The sequence below is a fragment of the Marisediminicola sp. LYQ85 genome (assembly GCF_046600695.1).
Lineage (GTDB): Bacteria > Actinomycetota > Actinomycetes > Actinomycetales > Microbacteriaceae > Marisediminicola.
Genome location: NZ_JBKIWO010000001.1, coordinates 1181763 through 1197666, shown reverse-complemented (window position 1 = coordinate 1197666; position 15904 = coordinate 1181763). Strand labels below are relative to the sequence as shown.

The 15904-nt window shown below is 69.2% G+C and carries 13 protein-coding genes; 7 read left to right on the top strand and 6 right to left on the bottom strand.

Features of this window, described 5'->3' with window-relative positions; translation table 11 throughout:
* The first annotated feature begins 97 nt into the window (after positions 1–97).
* The 3 genes from clpX to ACLHG5_RS05570 are packed head-to-tail and all read left to right on the top strand — an operon-like array spanning position 98 to position 3583.
* Complete coding sequence (clpX, locus tag ACLHG5_RS05580; RefSeq protein ID WP_411315138.1) at positions 98–1375, top strand: ATP-dependent Clp protease ATP-binding subunit ClpX; 1278 nt, start codon at positions 98–100, stop codon at positions 1373–1375.
* Between the two features lie 13 nt (positions 1376–1388).
* Positions 1389–2573 (top strand): benzoate/H(+) symporter BenE family transporter, encoded by a 1185-nt coding sequence (locus tag ACLHG5_RS05575; protein WP_411316293.1) that lies wholly within the window; start codon positions 1389–1391, stop codon positions 2571–2573.
* Positions 2570–3583 (top strand): LLM class flavin-dependent oxidoreductase, encoded by a 1014-nt coding sequence (locus ACLHG5_RS05570; RefSeq protein WP_411315139.1) that lies wholly within the window; start codon positions 2570–2572, stop codon positions 3581–3583. Before ACLHG5_RS05575 ends, ACLHG5_RS05570 begins: the two co-directional genes overlap by 4 nt.
* Positions 3584–3592: 9 nt before the next feature.
* Here ACLHG5_RS05570 and ACLHG5_RS05565 read toward each other — a convergent pair whose 3' ends face one another.
* The 5 genes from ACLHG5_RS05565 to ACLHG5_RS05545 form a co-directional block, all read right to left on the bottom strand.
* On the bottom strand, positions 3593–5641 hold the full coding sequence (locus ACLHG5_RS05565; RefSeq protein WP_411315140.1) for a M3 family metallopeptidase: 2049 nt from the start codon (positions 5639–5641) through the stop codon (positions 3593–3595).
* Positions 5642–5679: 38 nt separating this feature from the next.
* Positions 5680–5943: a hypothetical protein gene (locus tag ACLHG5_RS05560; RefSeq protein WP_411315141.1), complete on the bottom strand. Its 264-nt coding sequence runs from the start codon at positions 5941–5943 to the stop codon at positions 5680–5682.
* Between the two features lie 29 nt (positions 5944–5972).
* Positions 5973–8534, bottom strand: a complete 2562-nt coding sequence (gene valS, locus ACLHG5_RS05555) for a valine--tRNA ligase (protein WP_411318074.1) — start codon at positions 8532–8534, stop codon at positions 5973–5975.
* A gap of 101 nt (positions 8535–8635) precedes the next feature.
* Positions 8636–9523: a hypothetical protein gene (locus ACLHG5_RS05550; RefSeq protein WP_411315143.1), complete on the bottom strand. Its 888-nt coding sequence runs from the start codon at positions 9521–9523 to the stop codon at positions 8636–8638.
* A 45-nt stretch (positions 9524–9568) separates the two neighbouring features.
* Positions 9569–10933, bottom strand: a complete 1365-nt coding sequence (locus ACLHG5_RS05545; protein WP_411318073.1) for an MFS transporter — start codon at positions 10931–10933, stop codon at positions 9569–9571.
* Between the two features lie 80 nt (positions 10934–11013).
* Between ACLHG5_RS05545 and ACLHG5_RS05540 the strand changes: the two genes are divergently transcribed.
* Genes ACLHG5_RS05540 through ACLHG5_RS05525 form a run of 4 tightly spaced genes read left to right on the top strand, consistent with a single transcriptional unit; the run spans position 11014 to position 15196 of the window.
* On the top strand, positions 11014–11676 hold the full coding sequence (locus ACLHG5_RS05540) for a TetR/AcrR family transcriptional regulator (protein ID WP_411315145.1): 663 nt from the start codon (positions 11014–11016) through the stop codon (positions 11674–11676).
* A gap of 49 nt (positions 11677–11725) precedes the next feature.
* Complete coding sequence (locus ACLHG5_RS05535; protein WP_411318072.1) at positions 11726–12976, top strand: APC family permease; 1251 nt, start codon at positions 11726–11728, stop codon at positions 12974–12976.
* A 52-nt stretch (positions 12977–13028) separates the two neighbouring features.
* The gene (locus ACLHG5_RS05530) at positions 13029–14543 is read left to right on the top strand and encodes an ATP-binding protein (protein WP_411318071.1); all 1515 of its coding nucleotides are present in this window, start codon (positions 13029–13031) and stop codon (positions 14541–14543) included.
* Positions 14540–15196, top strand: coding sequence for a response regulator transcription factor (locus tag ACLHG5_RS05525; protein ID WP_411315148.1), 657 nt, complete (start codon positions 14540–14542; stop codon positions 15194–15196). The genes ACLHG5_RS05530 and ACLHG5_RS05525 overlap by 4 nt, the downstream gene beginning before the upstream one ends.
* A gap of 123 nt (positions 15197–15319) precedes the next feature.
* Here ACLHG5_RS05525 and ACLHG5_RS05520 read toward each other — a convergent pair whose 3' ends face one another.
* Entirely contained in the window at positions 15320–15823 is a 504-nt protein-coding gene (locus tag ACLHG5_RS05520) for a hypothetical protein (RefSeq protein ID WP_411318070.1), read from the bottom strand.
* Positions 15824–15904: the final 81 nt, after the last annotated feature.

Genomic DNA, 15904 nt, shown 5'->3' with positions numbered 1-15904 from the left:
CGCACGGGTTAGGCTCGAATCAGTAGCACGTTTCGATACACGACGTAAGAATGTTCGGTCCACGCCGGGGTGACTGAACCAAGGGGAGGCCGGGCGCATGGCTCGAATCGGTGAGAGCGCAGATCTGCTCAAGTGTTCGTTCTGCGGCAAGAGCCAGAAGCAGGTGCAGCAGCTCATCGCTGGCCCCGGGGTCTACATCTGCGACGAGTGCGTCGAACTGTGCAACGAGATCATCGAGGAGCGTCTCGCCGAAGCCGGCGATGAGGTCGCGAGCGAGTTCGATCTCCCCAAGCCCCGCGAGATCTTCGACTTCCTCGAGGAATACGTCATCGGGCAGGAGCCCGCGAAACGCGCTCTTTCGGTCGCCGTCTACAACCACTACAAGCGCATCCGCGCCCGCAACACCATCACGTCGGCCGACACCCTCGTCGACGACGTCGAGATCGCGAAGTCGAACATCCTCCTCATCGGTCCGACCGGGTGCGGAAAGACCTACCTCGCGCAGACTCTCGCGAAGCGCCTCAACGTGCCGTTCGCGGTGGCCGACGCTACGGCGCTCACCGAGGCGGGCTACGTGGGCGAAGACGTCGAGAACATCCTGCTCAAGCTCATCCAGGCCGCCGACTACGACGTCAAGCGCGCCGAGACGGGCATCATCTACATCGACGAGATCGACAAGATCGCGCGCAAGGCCGAGAACCCGTCGATCACGAGGGATGTCTCGGGCGAGGGTGTGCAGCAAGCGCTCCTCAAGATCCTCGAGGGCACCGTCGCGTCTGTGCCCCCGCAGGGAGGGCGCAAGCATCCGCACCAGGAGTTCATCCAGGTCGACACGACCAACGTGCTCTTCATCGTCGCGGGAGCGTTCGCAGGGCTCGAAGACATCATCTCCAACCGGGCCGGAAAGAAGGGCATCGGTTTCGGTGCCCCTCTGCACAGCAAGGGCGACGACGTGAATCTCTTCGGCGAGGTCCTGCCGGAAGACCTCCACAAGTTCGGCCTCATCCCCGAGTTCATCGGGCGACTGCCCGTCGTCACGACCGTGACCCAACTCGATCAGGTGGCGCTCATGGCCATCCTCACCGAGCCGAAGAACGCCCTCGTTCGTCAGTATCAGCGCATGTTCGAGATCGACGGCGTCGAGCTCGAGTTCGATCGGGAGGCTCTCGAAGCCATCGCCGACCTCGCGGTGCTCCGCCAGACGGGCGCCCGCGGGCTCCGCGCCATCATGGAAGAGGTGCTCGGACCCATCATGTTCGAGGTCCCGTCGACGAGCGACGTCTCGCGGGTCATCGTGACGAGGGCGTCCGTGCTCGAGAACGCGGCTCCGACCATCGTACCGCGCGAAGCGGCGCGCACCGAGAAGTCCGCCTAGAGCCGGCTCGACCATAGTCCAGCCTGTCCTCGCCGGGATCGTCGGCTCCCTCACCGGATTCGCGAGTTCGTTCGCGATCGTCATCGCCGGGTTGACGGCGGTCGGGGCGACCGCCGAACAAGCGGCGTCCGGGCTCCTGATCCTGTGTGTCGCGCAGGGGCTCCTGTCGATCGTCTTCTCCCTCTGCTACCGCATCCCTCTCGCCTTCGCGTGGTCGACGCCCGGCGCCGCCCTGCTCGTCACCGCTCAATCGATCACGGGCGACTTCCGGGCCGCCGTGGGGGCCTTCATCGTGTGCGGCGTGCTCGTGGTCGTCGTCGGCGCGGTCCCCGTGCTCGGAAAGGCCCTGACCCGAATCCCACAGCCTCTCGCGAGCGGCATGCTCGCGGGCATCCTGTTCCCGCTCTGCCTCGCGCCCGTCGTCGCCGCCGTCGCGCTCCCCGCGCTCGCGCTGCCGACGATCGCGGCGTGGCTCGTCGTCTCCCGCTTCGCCCCCCGCTGGGCGGTACCTGCGGCCCTCGTGGTCACCGCCGTGACGGTCGCCCTGACCGCGCAGACCGACGGTGCCACGGCGACGCTCGTCTCGCCGAGCCTCGCGATCGTGGCTCCGGTCTTCGACCTCGCGGTCATCGCGAGCCTCGGCATCCCGCTCTTCATCGTGACGATGGCCGGTCAGAACGTGCCCGGGTTCGCCGTGCTCACGACGTTCGGCTACCGCGCACCCGCCCCATCCGTGCTCATGGCGACGGGGGTCGTGACCTCGGTGGGAGCATTCTTCGGCGGCCACGCCGTCAACCTCGCGGCCATCACCGCCGCGATCATGGCGGGACCGGACTCGCACCCCGACGCGTCGCGCCGCTGGGTCTCCGCTGTGGCGGGCGGCGTCTCGTCACTCGCCCTCGCCCTCACGGCCGGTTATGCGACGGCACTCGTTTCGGCGTCTCCTCCCGCGCTCATCAATGCGGTCGCCGGACTCGCGCTGCTCGGCGCCTTCACCGCGGCGATCGTGAGCGCGCTCGACGTGCCGGAGCACCGGCTCGCCGCCCTCGTGACCTTTCTCGTGGTCACGAGCGGCGTTGTCATCGGCGGTGTCGGCTCGGCGCTGTGGGGGCTCCTCGCGGGTGCCGTCGTCATGCTGTGGCTGCGCAAGCGCCCGGGCGGAATGTCCGACCGGGGTTCGTGGTTGAGACGGCGATGACTTCTTCGCCTCTTCCTCCGCTGTCCGTGCTCGACCTCGCCTCGATCGGTGAGGGGATGACCCACACCGACGCTCTCGCCCAGACCATCGAGACGGCGAAGCTCGCCGACGAGCTCGGCTACGGCCGATTCTGGGTCGCGGAACACCATGGAATGGATGCGGTCGCGAGCTCGGCTCCCGCGGTCCTCATCGCCGCGATCGCGGCGGCCACGACGCGCATCCGCGTCGGCTCGGGCGGCGTCATGCTGCCCAACCACTCGTCGCTCGTGATCGCCGAGCAGTTCGGTACCCTCGTCGCACTCCACGGGGACCGCATCGACCTCGGACTCGGGAGGGCCCCCGGCACTGATGGCCTCACGGCCCGACTGCTCCGCCGCAACGTCGGCGCCGAGACGGTCGACGACTTCCCCCAGCAGGTCGTCGAACTCCTCGCGTTCTTCGGCATCATCGCTCCGCTCGAGAGCGGGGTCGGGTCGACCGTCGTCGCGGTGCCCGGCCAGGGAGACGCGCCCCTCATGTGGCTGCTCGGATCGAGCGGGTACAGCGCGCAGCTCGCGGGCATGCTCGGACTGCCGTTCGCATTCGCCCACCACTTCGCCGGCGGGGTCGACACGGCGCGGGCTTTCGAGCTCTACCGCGAGCGCTTCGAACCGTCCGCGGTGCTCGACGCTCCTCTCGCGATGGTGAGCGTCTCGGCCATCGTCGCCGACGAGACCGCCCTCGCGCACCGCCTCGCGTTGCCGGGCAACCTCTGGGGTCTGCGACTGCGGTCGGGCGGGCGCCCGGGCCGGATGCCGAGTCTCGCCGAAGCCGAAGCCCACGAGTGGACGGACGCCGAGCTGGCCTTCGCGTCGGATCGCGACGCGCTGCAGGCGATCGGCACGAATGCCGAGGTGCGAGCACGCATCACCGAGCTCGCCGAGCAGACCGGCGCGAACGAGGTGCTCGTCGCGCCCGGCGGTCCCGACCTCGACACGAAGTTCCGCACCCTGCGCGATCTCGCCGCGTAGAGCTCCCGATCAGCCGAGCCCCCGGCGGTCGAGCAGAGGCTCGATCGTCGCGTCGCGACCACGGAAGTCGCGGAACGAGTCGAGAGGGTCCCTCGAGCCGCCGACTCCGAGGAGTCTCGACCTGAAGCGGTCGCCGTTGGCGCGCGTGAGTCCGCCGTTCTCCTCGAACCACAGCACGCTCTCGGCATCGAGCACTTCGCTCCAGATGTAGGAGTAGTAGGCCGCCGAATACCCGCCGGAGAAGATGTGGGCGAAGTACGTGCTGGAGTACCGCGGAGGCACGGCGGGGTCATCGAGACCGAACCTCGCGAGCGCGGCGGCTTCGAACGCCTCGACGTCGGTGACGGCATCCGGGCCCGTGAAATCGGCGGGCGTGAGTGTGTGCCACGCCTGGTCGAGCATCGCGGCAGCGAGGTACTCGCTCGTCGCGAACCCCTCGTTGAACCGCCCGGATGAGCGCAACCGATCGACGACGTCTGCCGGGAGAGGTTCGCCCGTGTCGACGTGCACGGCGTAGTTGGCGAGCACCTCGGGCCACAGTTTCCACATCTCGTTGACCTGGCTCGGGTACTCGACGAAGTCGCGACCGACGCTCGTGCCGCTGAACGAGGGATAGGTCACGCGAGCGAAGAGCCCGTGCAGCGCGTGACCGAACTCGTGGAAGACGGTCGTCACCTCGTCGAGGGTGAGCAGTGTCGGTGCACCCTCGGGCGGTTTCGGAACGTTGAGGTTGTTGGTGACGACGACAGGGAGGTCGAGGAGCGCCGATTGCGACACGAGCGAGTTCATCCACGCCCCGCCGCGCTTCGAGTCCCGCGTGTAGAGGTCGAGGGCGTAGAGACCGACGGGCGATCCGTCGTCGTCGTGCACCTCGAAGATGCGCGACCCCGGGTGGTACGACTGCAGGTCGTGCCTCTCGGCGAAGGTCACGCCGTAGAGCCGTGTCGCCGCGAAGAACACGCCGTCGCGCAAGACGCGCTCGGCCTCGAAGTAGGGGCGCAGAGCGGCGACATCGAGGTCGTAGGTCGCCGCGCGCACCCTCTCGGTGACGAACGCCCAGTCCCACGCCTCGATGTCGTGGGGCGCGTGGTCGCGAAGCACGTCCTTCTCGAGCCGCGCGTTGCGAGCGGCCGCGGGCGCGAGCCTCTCGAGCATGGCGGCGACGTTCTCCGGTGTCTTCGCCGTCTCGTCGGCCGTGACGAGCGCCGCGTGATTCTCGAAGCCGAGGAGCGTCGCGCGTTCGGCCCGGATGCGCGCGATCTCGAGCACGAGGGTGCGGTTGTCGAATCGGCCCCCGCGAACGCCGCGTGATCGCGAGGCCGTCATGAGCCGTTCCCGCGTCGAGCGCACGGTGAGAGACGCGAGGTAGGGGTGCCCGGTCGGGAGGACGAGCGTGATCACGAAGCCGTCGAGGCCGCGGTCGCGCGCGGCCTGCGCGGTCGCCGCGACCTGGCTGTCATCGAGACCGTCGAGGTCGGCGACGTCCGTGACGTGCACCGCGAGGCTGTTGGTGTCGGCGAGCAGATTCTTCTCGAACCGGGTCGTGAGGGACGAGAGTCGAGAGTTGTAGTCGCGGAGGATCGTTTTGTCGTCGTCGGACAGAGCGGCCCCCGCGAGGGTCATCTCGACACGCGTGCGCTCGGCGAGTCGCGCCGTCTCGGGGTCGAGGCGGTCGGCGCCTCCGTGCGCCGCAGCCTCGTCGACGGCGAGCACACGCGCGAAGAGTGCGGCATCGAGTCTGATGGCGTCGGCGTGGGCGGCGAGCAGGGGAGCCAGTTCGGTCTCGAGCTCATCGCTCGCGGGGTCGCTGTCGGTCGCCGTCTTGGTGAAGAACACGGTAGCGACCCGGTGCAGGGTGCAGCCGCTGCGCTCGAGGGGCACGAGGGTGTTCTCGGCGGTGGGATCGTCGGGGTTGCTCGTGATCGCGGCGATCTCGGCGAGCTGCTCGGCGAACCCCCTCTCGAACGCCGGCCGGAAGTGCTCGAAACGGATGTCGGCGAACGGCGGCAGGCCGTAGGGCAGCGTGCTCGGTGCGAAGAAGGGGTTGGGGTCGGCCATGGGGTCAGCCTAGGTGTCTCCCGGCGGTCTCCCGGGCGCTAGTCGGCGTCGGCGGTGGCCTCGGCATCCTCGTCTGCCGGCGGCAGGGTCGTGGCCGTGTCGGTCGACGGGTCGAATCGGATGACGGTGCCGTCGTCGAGTTCGACGACGGGCAGAGACTCGAGCCACGTCAGAGTCCAGCGCCACTGCGCCGTGTCCACGTCGCGGAGGTCCTGTTCGACCGTGTTCACCGCGTCGATGACGGCGGCGGCAAGGCGCGCGGGCGGCTCATCGCCGACCGACCATCGAGTTCCGAGTTGCATGGCGTGTCCGTTCTGGTCGTGGGGTCCGGTCAGCCGTCGGTCTCGCTCAACACCACGTCGACGACGGCGAGGTCGTCGCCCTCGGCGAAGTCGAGCGCCGCGATGCGGCCGACCGCGGCGAGGTCCGCTCCCGCGAGCCTCACGAGAGCGAGACTCGCTGCCGGGGCCACGATCGTCGCCGAGTCGACGGGGGTCTTCTGCGAGGCTTTCGCGTCGGTCTTGGCGCGGCGGATTCCGATGAGGGCGGCGCTCACGGCGGGAAGGATGCCGCGCGGAGCAGCGTCGCTCGAGGGGGTCGGCCACGGTGCCGTGTGCACCGAACCCTCGTGCGTCCACGACCACACCTCTTCGGTCGCGAAGGGGATGAAGGGGGCGAAGAGACGCAGCAGGACATCCACGGCGGTGCGGAGCGTCGTGACGGCCGACGCTTGCTCCTCCGGGGTGCCCGCGCCGTAGGCACGCTCTTTGACGAGTTCGAGGTAGTCGTCGCAGAAGGTCCAGAAGAAGTGCTCGGTGGTCTCGAGCGCTCGCGCGTGATCGAAGGACTCGAACGCCTCGGTCGCGATGCCGACGACGCGGTCGAGCTCGGCGAGCAGGTCGGCATCCAGATCGGTGATGGCACCGCCGTCGACTGCGGGCTCGGGGAACGAGTAGACGAACTTCGCGGCGTTGAGCACCTTGATCGCGAGCCTGCGGCCGATCTTGATCTGCTTGGGGTTCTGGGGGTCGAAGGCCGCGTCGGTTCCGAGCCTGCTCGAGGCCGCCCAGTAGCGCACGGCGTCGGAGCCGTGCTGGTCGAGCATCGCGGCGGGGGTCACGACATTGCCCTTCGACTTGGACATCTTCTTGCGGTCGGGGTCGACGATGAACCCCGAGATGCCCGCATTAGTCCACGGCACCGTTCCGTGCTCGAGCTGCGACCGCAGCACGGTCGAGAAGAGCCAGGTGCGGATGATGTCCTGCCCCTGACTGCGGAGCGAGTAGGGGAACACGAGGTCGAAGAGTTCGGGGTCGCGTTCCCAGCCGCCGGCGATCTGGGGGGTGAGTGACGAGGTGGCCCACGTGTCCATGATGTCGACCTCGCCGGCGAAACCGCCCGCGACGCCGCGCTGGGACTCGTCGTACCCGGGAGCCGTGTCGGTCGAGGGGTCGACGGGCAGGGCCGACTCGTCGGGAACGATGGGCTCGCCCCGGTCGCCGTTGTCGTCGAGGGAGTACCAGACCGGGATGGGCACCCCGAAGAAGCGCTGACGCGAGATGAGCCAGTCACCCGTGAGGCCACCCACCCAGTTCTCGTAGCGGACGCGCATGTGTTCGGGGGTGAAACCGATCTGCTTGCCCCTCTCGACGAGGGTGTCGCGCAACTCGGCATCGCGCGCGCCGTTGCGGATGTACCACTGCCTCGTCGAGATGATCTCGAGGGGGCGATCACCCTTCTCGAAGAACTTGACCGAGTGGGTGATCGGCCGCGGTTCGCCGATCATCTCGCCGCTCCCGCCCAGCAGCTCGACGATGCGCTTTTTGGCGCTGAACACGGTCTTGCCCGCGAGTTCCTCGTAGAACGCCCGACCCGGCGCGCTCGTGATGGCCTCGGGGGCGTCGGCGACGAGCCGGCCGTCGGAACCGATGACGGTGCGGTTCGGGAGGTCGAGTTCACGCCACCACACGACGTCGGTGACGTCGCCGAAGGTGCAGATCATCGCGATGCCCGACCCCTTGTCTTTCTGGGCGAGGTGGTGCGCGACGACGGGCACCTCGACCTCGAAGAGCGGGGTCGTCACGGTCGTGCCGAACAAGTGCTGGTATCGCTCGTCGTCGGGATGCGCCACGAGCGCCACACACGCGGGGAGCAGTTCGGGGCGCGTCGTCTCGATGTGCACGTCGGTGCCGTCGGGGCGGTGGAAGGCGACACGGTGGTACGCGGCCGGTTGCTCTTTGTCTTCGAGCTCGGCTTGCGCGACCGCGGTGCGGAACGTGATGTCCCACAGCGTCGGTGCGTCGGCCTGGTACGCCTCGCCGCGAGCGAGGTTGCGCAGGAACGCGCGCTGCGCGACCGTCTGTGCGTCATCGCCGATCGTGCGGTAGGTCTGCGACCAGTCGACCGAGAGACCAAGGGTGCGCCAGACATCCTCGAACTGTTTCTCGTCTTCGATCGTGAGCCTCTCGCACAGCTCGATGAAGTTGCGGCGGGAGATGGGGACCTGGTCTGCGGCCTTGCTCGAGGCGTTCTCGCCGCCCTCGAGCGGCGGAACGAAGTCGGCGTCGTACGCGATGCTCGGATCGCAGCGCACACCGTAGTAGTTCTGCACGCGTCGCTCCGTGGGGAGACCGTTGTCGTCCCACCCCATCGGGTAGAAGATCTGGTCGCCGCGCATGCGCCGGAAGCGCGCGCTGAGGTCCATGTGGGTGTAGCTGAACACGTGACCGATGTGGAGGCTCCCCGACGCCGTGGGCGGGGGAGTGTCGATCGAGAAGACGCCGGACGGCCCTGCCGCGACCGCGGCGGACCGGTCGAAATCGTAGGTGCCGTCGTTCTGCCAGACTGCGCCCCACTTCGACTCGAGACCTTCGAGGGCGGGCTTGTCAGGCATAGTCGAGGTCACGGTCGCTCCGATTCGGTATGTGCGGCACCGAGTCAACGAACAGTGGTGGTGCCTGAGTGTGGGGTCACCTCATCGTATCGCTCGGGGCGTCATCCGAGCTCGCGCACGAGGGTCACGGTGCCGTTGACGAGCACACCCGCGTCGTTGTCGAGGGTCACCGTGTAGATCTCGCTCTCGAGCGAGCAGTCGAACTCGAAATCCGTGTACGACCCGCTCGGCTCGACCTCGGCCTGCGGGGCCGCGGCGGCGTCGTCGACCCCGACGGCGATGAACGCGCGCACGGCACCCTCGCTCGACCACTCGAAGACGAGGGGCACGCGAGTGGTCTCATCGGGGCACGCGATCGTCGATCCGTCGGCGGGGGTGAAGCTCGTGAACCTCGCGCTCTGGGCGGGGTCGGGAGCGGGCGGCTCGGTCGTCTCGGGCTCCGGCGCGGGCTCGGGTGCCGGCTCGCTCGTCTCCTCCGTGGGCTCCGGTTCGGCCGAGGGCTCAGCGGTGGCGGACGGCTCGGTCACGGGGGCGGAGTCGTCATCGCGCGTGGCGAGCACGAGGGCGAGCACGGCGAGACCGATGACGATGAGAGCCGCGAGGAGGATGAGGGCGATCCGGAGTCCGTGGGATCGAGCGGGGGGCGTCGTCGTCTTCTTCGTCGACGGTCGCACGGATTCGGGCCTCGGTGCGCTCGGGGGCGTGCGGGCGATGAACTCCGTCGGCGCGTCGTCGCCGAGGCGCTCGGTGGCCGGCGCGGCGGTGGGCGGCTGGTCAGCGGGCGCTGCCGACGGTGTCGACGATTGCGGCAAAAGCCTCGTCGGAGCGTCTCCGCTGTCGACGACGAAGGCTTCCGTCGCGGCGTCGTCCGACGACGTGGCATCAGCGGGAGTGTCGGATGCGGCATCGCCGGTTCCGCGGTCCCCGGGTTCGGCGTCACCGCGACCCCGCCGCGGGTCGAAGCGCTCGGTGGGGGTGTCGTCGCTCATTGCGGCCTCCGTCGTCTGTGCGGCGTGCCCGCGGTCGAACTGAGCCTAAGCGGCCCCGCGGGTGCGCACCAACCGGCGCTCGTCGGCGTCGATGACCTCGGGTGCGTCGGCGGGGCGGCCCCAGCGCGCCGCGATGATCGAGGCGGCGAGGGTGAAGATCGAGAGTGTCGCGAGCACGATGCCCGGGTGCCACCACGCGGCATCCGTCGCGATCGAGAGGGCCTGCGTGGTCACGGGGACGAGCCCGGAGATGACCGCCGCGATGCTGTACGCGATCGAGAGTGCCGAGTATCGGATGGGCCCGCCGAAGATGTCGGCCATGAGACCGCCGAGGCCCGCCCAACTGAGCGTCGGCAGGATCCCGCCGATGATCATCGTCGCGACGAGGATCGGGAACGTCGCGAACTGCAGCACGAAGTACATCGGGAAGGTGATGAGGAGCGTGCCTGCCGCGCCGATCGCGACCACACGGGCGGAGCCGATGCGGTTCGCGAGCAGCCCGAAGAGGGGGATCGTGACGAGTTGCAGCGAGCTGCCGATGAGGGTCGCGGTGAACAGTTCCTGATAGTCGAAGCCGAGAGTCGCCACGCCGTAGCTGATCGTGTACGTGTTCATGAGCGAGTACGAACCGATGCCGAGGAGCGCTGCCGCGATCGCGACGGCGACACCGAGCGGGTGACGACGGAAGACGGCGAGCACGGGGATCCGCTCGCGCTTGTCCGCCGCGAGGAGCGATTTGAAGAGGGGTGTCTCGTCGATCGCGATGCGCAGGTAGAGCGAGACGGCGAGAAGCGGGAACGCGAGCAGGAACGGGATGCGCCATCCCCACTCGAGCATGTCTTCGGCGCTGAGGACGGCGGTGAGGAAGAGGAAGATCGACCCCGTGAGGATCGTGCCGACGGGCGACCCGAGCTGGGGCAGGGCGGCGTAGAGCCCGCGACGACGCGGAGACGCGTGCTCGACGGCGACGAGGATCGACCCACCCCACTCGCCACCGAGCGAGAGTCCCTGCACGACGCGGAGGAGCGTCAGCAGGAGGGGCGCCCACAGGCCGATCGTCGCGTAGCTCGGCAGCAGCCCGATCGCGCCCGTCGCGACACCCATGATCGTGATCGTGATGAGCAGGGTCTTGCGGCGTCCGATCCGGTCACCGAGATTGCCGAAGATGATCGCGCCGAGAGGGCGGACCACGTACGAGAGGGCGAGCAGCGAGAACGCGCTGATCGTCGCGACAGCGGGGTCGATGTCGGGGAAGAACAGCGGGGCGGAGAAGATCGCGCTGAAGTAGGCGAAGACGTAGAAGTCGTACGACTCGAGGGAGGTTCCGACGAAGGAGGCCCGCACGGCGCGGCGGGCCGTCTTCTGATCGGAGACAGGAACGACGTCGGGGGCGATCGGAGTTGTAGTCACGGGGTCCTTCGGGCACGATCGGGAAAGCTCGGTTAAGCTGCCGCTGGTGGGATTCGCCCATTCTTAGGCGCGGTCCATTATTGCAACTCACGGGAGGGGTCAGAATTCCCTCTCGCGCGAGTTCTCCCGGCCGGCCCCGAGCCTCGTCGGCCGAAACACTCGAGAGCGCCGCCGAAGAGCTCTTCCTCGAGCAGGGATACGCGCGCACGACGGTCGAGGAGATCGCGTTGCGAGCCGGGGTCAGTCGCAACACCTTCTTCAACTACTTCCAGGCCAAGAGCGATGTGCTCTGGGTCGCCTTCGACTCGCGTGCCGCGGCCCTCGCCGCAGAACTCGCGGCGCAACCGACTGACGTGCCCGTCGTGGATGCGGTGCGCTCGGCGCTCCTCGCGGCCGCCCGAGGTTTCGGTCCCGACGCTGTGCCGTGGGCCGTGACGCACGCCGACGTGATGGGCACGCGCGACGAGCTCTCGGTGTCGGGGATCGCGCGGTTCACCGCGCAGGCCGCGACCGTGAGCGCCTTCGTCGCACCTCGCCTCGACCGTGCGCCCGACCACCCCCTCGCTCGATCATTCTCCTTCGCCGTCATCGGGGCCGTTGCGGCGGCGAGCGCGTCGTGGGTCGCGGCGGGGGTCACGCGGGGGCCGCTCGACGAGTCGGTGAGGTCGAGCATCGATCCGGTGTGCGCGGGCTACGGCCTCGCGTTCGACGAGTTCGCGCGCGGTCACGGCCCGTTCGTGTGACGCCCGGTCGGCGGCCGCGGTGTTCACCGCGCGCCCCTAGGGTGACCGCATGACCGCACCCGGAGAACTCTCCCGTCGATTGCGAACCCCCGACGCGGTCGTGATCGGTCTCGGATCGATGATCGGCGCGGGCGTGTTCGCCGCGTTCACGCCCGCCGCCGCGGCCGCGGGCAACGGCTTGCTCATCGGACTCGTCGTGGCCGGTGTCGTCGCGCTCGGCAACGCGATGTCGTCAGCGGTCCTCGCGGCGCGCTTCCCGACGTCGGGAGGGACCTACGCCTACGGGCGAGAGGTTCTCGGCGCCTGGTGGGGGTTCGTCGCCGGCTGGTCGTTCGTGATCGGCAAGATCGCGAGTTGCGCCGCGATGGCTCTGACCTTCGCGGCGTACGCGGCGCCCGAGGGGTGGAGCAGGGTCGTCGCGATCGCCGCCGTCGTCGCGCTCGCGATCGTGAACTACCGCGGCATCACGAAGACGGCGGCGGTCACGAAGGTTCTCGTCGCCCTCGTCGTCGTCGCCCTCGTCGTCGCCGTGTCGGCGATCCTGCTCGGCCCGACCGCCTCGTGGTCTCTCGACCAGTCCGACCTCCTCGCGAGCGGTCCGTACGGCGTTCTGCAGTCCGCGGGGCTCCTGTTCTTCGCCTTCGCGGGCTACGCCCGCATCGCGACCCTCGGCGAGGAGGTCGTCGACCCGCGCCGCACGATTCCCCGCGCCATCGTCATCGCGTTCGGGATCGTCGTGATCGTCTACGGGGGCATCGCCGTGACGCTGCTCGGCACCCTGGGGGCGGCGGGGGTCGCGGAATCAGCCGACCCCCTCGCTCGCGCTGTGGCCGCGAGTGGAGCGAGCTGGGCAGACCCGGTCGTGCGCGTCGGCGCCGCTCTCGCGTCGCTCGGAGCTCTCGTGAGCCTCCTCGCGGGAATCGGTCGCACGATGCTCGCGATGGCGAGGCGGGGCGACCTCCCGCGCTGGCTCGGCGCCGTTCATCCGAGGTTCGCCGTGCCGCACCGGGCCGATGTCGCGATGACCGTCGTCATCGTCGCGATCATCGCCCTCGCCGATGTGCGCGGAGCGATCGCCTTCTCGTCGTTCGGGGTGCTGCTGTACTACTTCGTCGCGAACGTCGCGGCCTTCCGACTCGATGCCACGGGAAAGGGGGCTCGACGGGCGTTCGCCGTCGTCGGAGGGGTCGGATGCTGCGTACTCGTCGTCACCCTGCCCCCCGCGGCGGTCATCGCGGGCGTTCTCGTCGTCGTCATCGGAGTCGTCGGGAGGCTCGCGACTGGTCGCCGGCGCTCGTGAGAGAGCTCTCATAGAGGACCCGGAGGAGCGTCGCGATCGCCATACTGAGACGATGCGCGGCCGACTCTCTCGACGGTGGGGACTGCCCCGCTTGTCTGTGCGGTTCCGCATCCTCACGACCATCCTGCTCGTGACCGCCATCGGGATGACGGTCGCGGGAGCGACAGCCTTCTTCGTGCAGCGCGAGCGCACCCTGCAGGACCTCGACGACCGCTTGCTCTCGCGAGTCGAGGCCGCGCGCTTCGTCGTGACGGGGGAGTCGGCGACGGGCAGCGGCGACGGCGAGGGCACGGTCGTCGCTCGAGCAGACGGGACCGTTCCCGCGACGACGGCCGACGCTCTCGAGGCGGTGCTCGCGCGCGTGGTGCCGGGGCGCAACGAGAGCTCGCTCGGCATCGTCGGAGAGGAGCCGACCTTCGTCCCGGGTGTCGAGCTCGCCATCCACCTCGAACGTGACCCGGCCTTCGTCTCGCGCGTCGTCGACGAGGTGAGCGACGGCTCTGTGCGGCTCGGAACGGCGCTGTCGACCGAGGGGCACATCAGGTACATCGCCGCTCCCGTGACCGTGGCCGGCGACGTGCCAGGCATCTACGTCACGGCGGTCGACATCACGGCGGAGCTCGACGAGCTCTACGCGGCCTTCACGACCTACACCGTCGTGGCTCTCGGGGCGCTCGTCGCGGTCGGTCTCGTCGGCTGGTTCGTCGCCGGACGTCTTCTGAGCCCGCTCCGCCAGTTGCGCGCCGCCGCCTCCCGCATCACCGCGAGCGAGCGTCACGAGCGCATCCCGGTTCTCGGTCGCGACGACGTCTCCGATCTCACCGAGACCGTCAACGACATGCTCGATCGGCTCGACGCCGCGATGACGGGTCAGCGCCAGCTCCTCGACGACGTGCGCCACGAACTCAAGACACCGATCACGATCGTGCGAGGGCACCTCGAGCTGCTCGACGCCGCGAACGTCGACGAGGTGGAGTCGACACGCACCCTCGCGATCGACGAACTCGACCGCATGACGGGACTCGTCGACGACATCGAGTCGCTCGCCGAGACGACGGGTGTGCCGAGCTCGGCCATCGCCGTGGAGGTCGCGCGATTCACCGCCGACGTGTTCGCGAAAGCGGAGGGCTACGTCGACCACGAGTGGACGCTCGCCGAGTCGGCAGCGACGACAGTGCTCATCGACCCCGCGCGCATCACCCAGGCGTGGTTGCAACTCGTCGACAACGCCGCCAAGTACTCGCCGGCGGGATCGATGATCGAGCTCGGGAGCTCCGAGCTCGACGGGGCCGTCGAATTCTGGGTTCGCGACGCCGGGCCGGGAATCCCCGCGGATGCCCGCGAGCGGATATTCGAGCGGTTCGGTCGCGTCGACGCGGGTCGCGGCATCCGCGGATCGGGACTCGGCCTCGCGATCGTCACGGCCATAGCCGCAGCCCACGGCGGCCGTGTGTCGCTCGAGACCGGCGAGCACGGATCACGATTCGGGATCGTCGTGCCCGGGGGCCCGAGCGCCCCCACGCGAGCGATCGATTCGCACTCCACGACAGGAAAGGTCGCACCATGAGCCGGATTCTCATCGTCGAAGACGAGGAGCGCATCTCGCGTTTCATCGACAAGGGCTTGCGAGCGGCCGGACACTCGACGACGGTACTGACCGATGGTCGGGAGGGCCTCGAAGCCGCGATGTCGACGGAGGTCGACCTCGTGCTGCTGGACGTCGGTCTCCCCGGGCTCGACGGGTTCGAGGTGTTGTCACGATTGCGCGCGAGCGGATCGGTCGTGCCCGTCATCATGCTCACGGCGCGCACCTCGACGAGCGACACGGTCGCGGGCCTCGACGGGGGAGCCAACGACTACATCCCCAAGCCGTTCAAATTCGACGAGTTGCTCGCGCGAGTGCGGCTCCGGTTGCGAGAGACGGCGCAACCGGTCACGACGACCCTCCGGCACGGCGACCTCTCACTCGACATGATGACGCGGCGGGCCACGGTCGCCGGGGTCACGGTGGACCTCGCCGCTCGCGAGTTCTCGCTCGCCGAGGAGTTCTTGAGGCACCCGGACCAGGTGCTCAGTCGCGAGCAATTGCTCAGCAGGGTGTGGGGTCTCGACTTCGACCCGGGATCGAACGTCGTCGACGTCTACGTGCGCTATCTGCGGGGCAAGTTCGGCGCCGACCGCATCGAGACCGTCCGCGGAATGGGCTACCGATTGCGCTAGCGGGTGCGGCAGTCGGGGTGAAGGGGGAGTGTGCAGCGACCCTGCTCTCCGCGAGCGAAGCGAGCGAGAGGGGCGCCCGGACCGTGTCCGGACGCCCCTCTCGTTTGCGGGACGCTGACCGCGTCAGTCGTTCGACGCGGGTGACGGCGCGCTCGCTGCCGACGGCGGGCTCGCGGGGCTCGCCGGGCTAGCGGGGCTCGCGGCACTCGGCGGGCTCGGCGGGGTCGCCGGCGACGGGGGGCTCGCGGGGGAATCGGCGCTCACGACGGGAGCGTCGGGAGCGACGGGCTGCGGTGCGGGCGCGACGGTCGCCGATGCGGGCGACGGAGCGCTCGCGGGTGACGGCGGGGTCGCGGGCGTTGCTGCGGAGGGTGCCGATGCCGGCGTCGCGGGGGTCGGAGCGCTCGCGGCCGAGTCGGCGTTCGTCGGGCCCGAGTTCGTCGAGCGCAGGGTCGCGGCCTCGTCGCCGCGATCATCCACGGTCGAGATCCTCGGAACCCCGGTCGACTGGCCGGTGCTGTCGACGAGGGTCATCGAGCTCGCGCTCGCGATCGCGCCGCCGCCCAGGAGGCCGAGGCCGAGCACTGACGCCGCACCGATCGCGGTCCACTTCTTCTTCGCATCCATCACGTTCTCCTTCGTTCGCCGTGTGGTCCCGATCGGGAACCTCTGTGCATTCATGGTGCGAAGCGCGGATGAGACGAGCAG

Coding starts and splice junctions, on each gene's coding strand:
- clpX (WP_411315138.1), top strand. CDS start 98: ATGGCTCGAATCGGTGAGAGCGCAGATCTGCTCAAGTGTTCGTTCTGC.
- ACLHG5_RS05570 (WP_411315139.1), top strand. CDS start 2,570: ATGACTTCTTCGCCTCTTCCTCCGCTGTCCGTGCTCGACCTCGCCTCG.
- ACLHG5_RS05565 (WP_411315140.1), bottom strand. CDS start 5,641: ATGGCCGACCCCAACCCCTTCTTCGCACCGAGCACGCTGCCCTACGGC.
- ACLHG5_RS05560 (WP_411315141.1), bottom strand. CDS start 5,943: ATGCAACTCGGAACTCGATGGTCGGTCGGCGATGAGCCGCCCGCGCGC.
- valS (WP_411318074.1), bottom strand. CDS start 8,534: ATGCCTGACAAGCCCGCCCTCGAAGGTCTCGAGTCGAAGTGGGGCGCA.
- ACLHG5_RS05550 (WP_411315143.1), bottom strand. CDS start 9,523: ATGAGCGACGACACCCCCACCGAGCGCTTCGACCCGCGGCGGGGTCGC.
- ACLHG5_RS05535 (WP_411318072.1), top strand. CDS start 11,726: ATGACCGCACCCGGAGAACTCTCCCGTCGATTGCGAACCCCCGACGCG.
- ACLHG5_RS05530 (WP_411318071.1), top strand. CDS start 13,029: ATGCGCGGCCGACTCTCTCGACGGTGGGGACTGCCCCGCTTGTCTGTG.
- ACLHG5_RS05525 (WP_411315148.1), top strand. CDS start 14,540: ATGAGCCGGATTCTCATCGTCGAAGACGAGGAGCGCATCTCGCGTTTC.
- ACLHG5_RS05520 (WP_411318070.1), bottom strand. CDS start 15,823: ATGGATGCGAAGAAGAAGTGGACCGCGATCGGTGCGGCGTCAGTGCTC.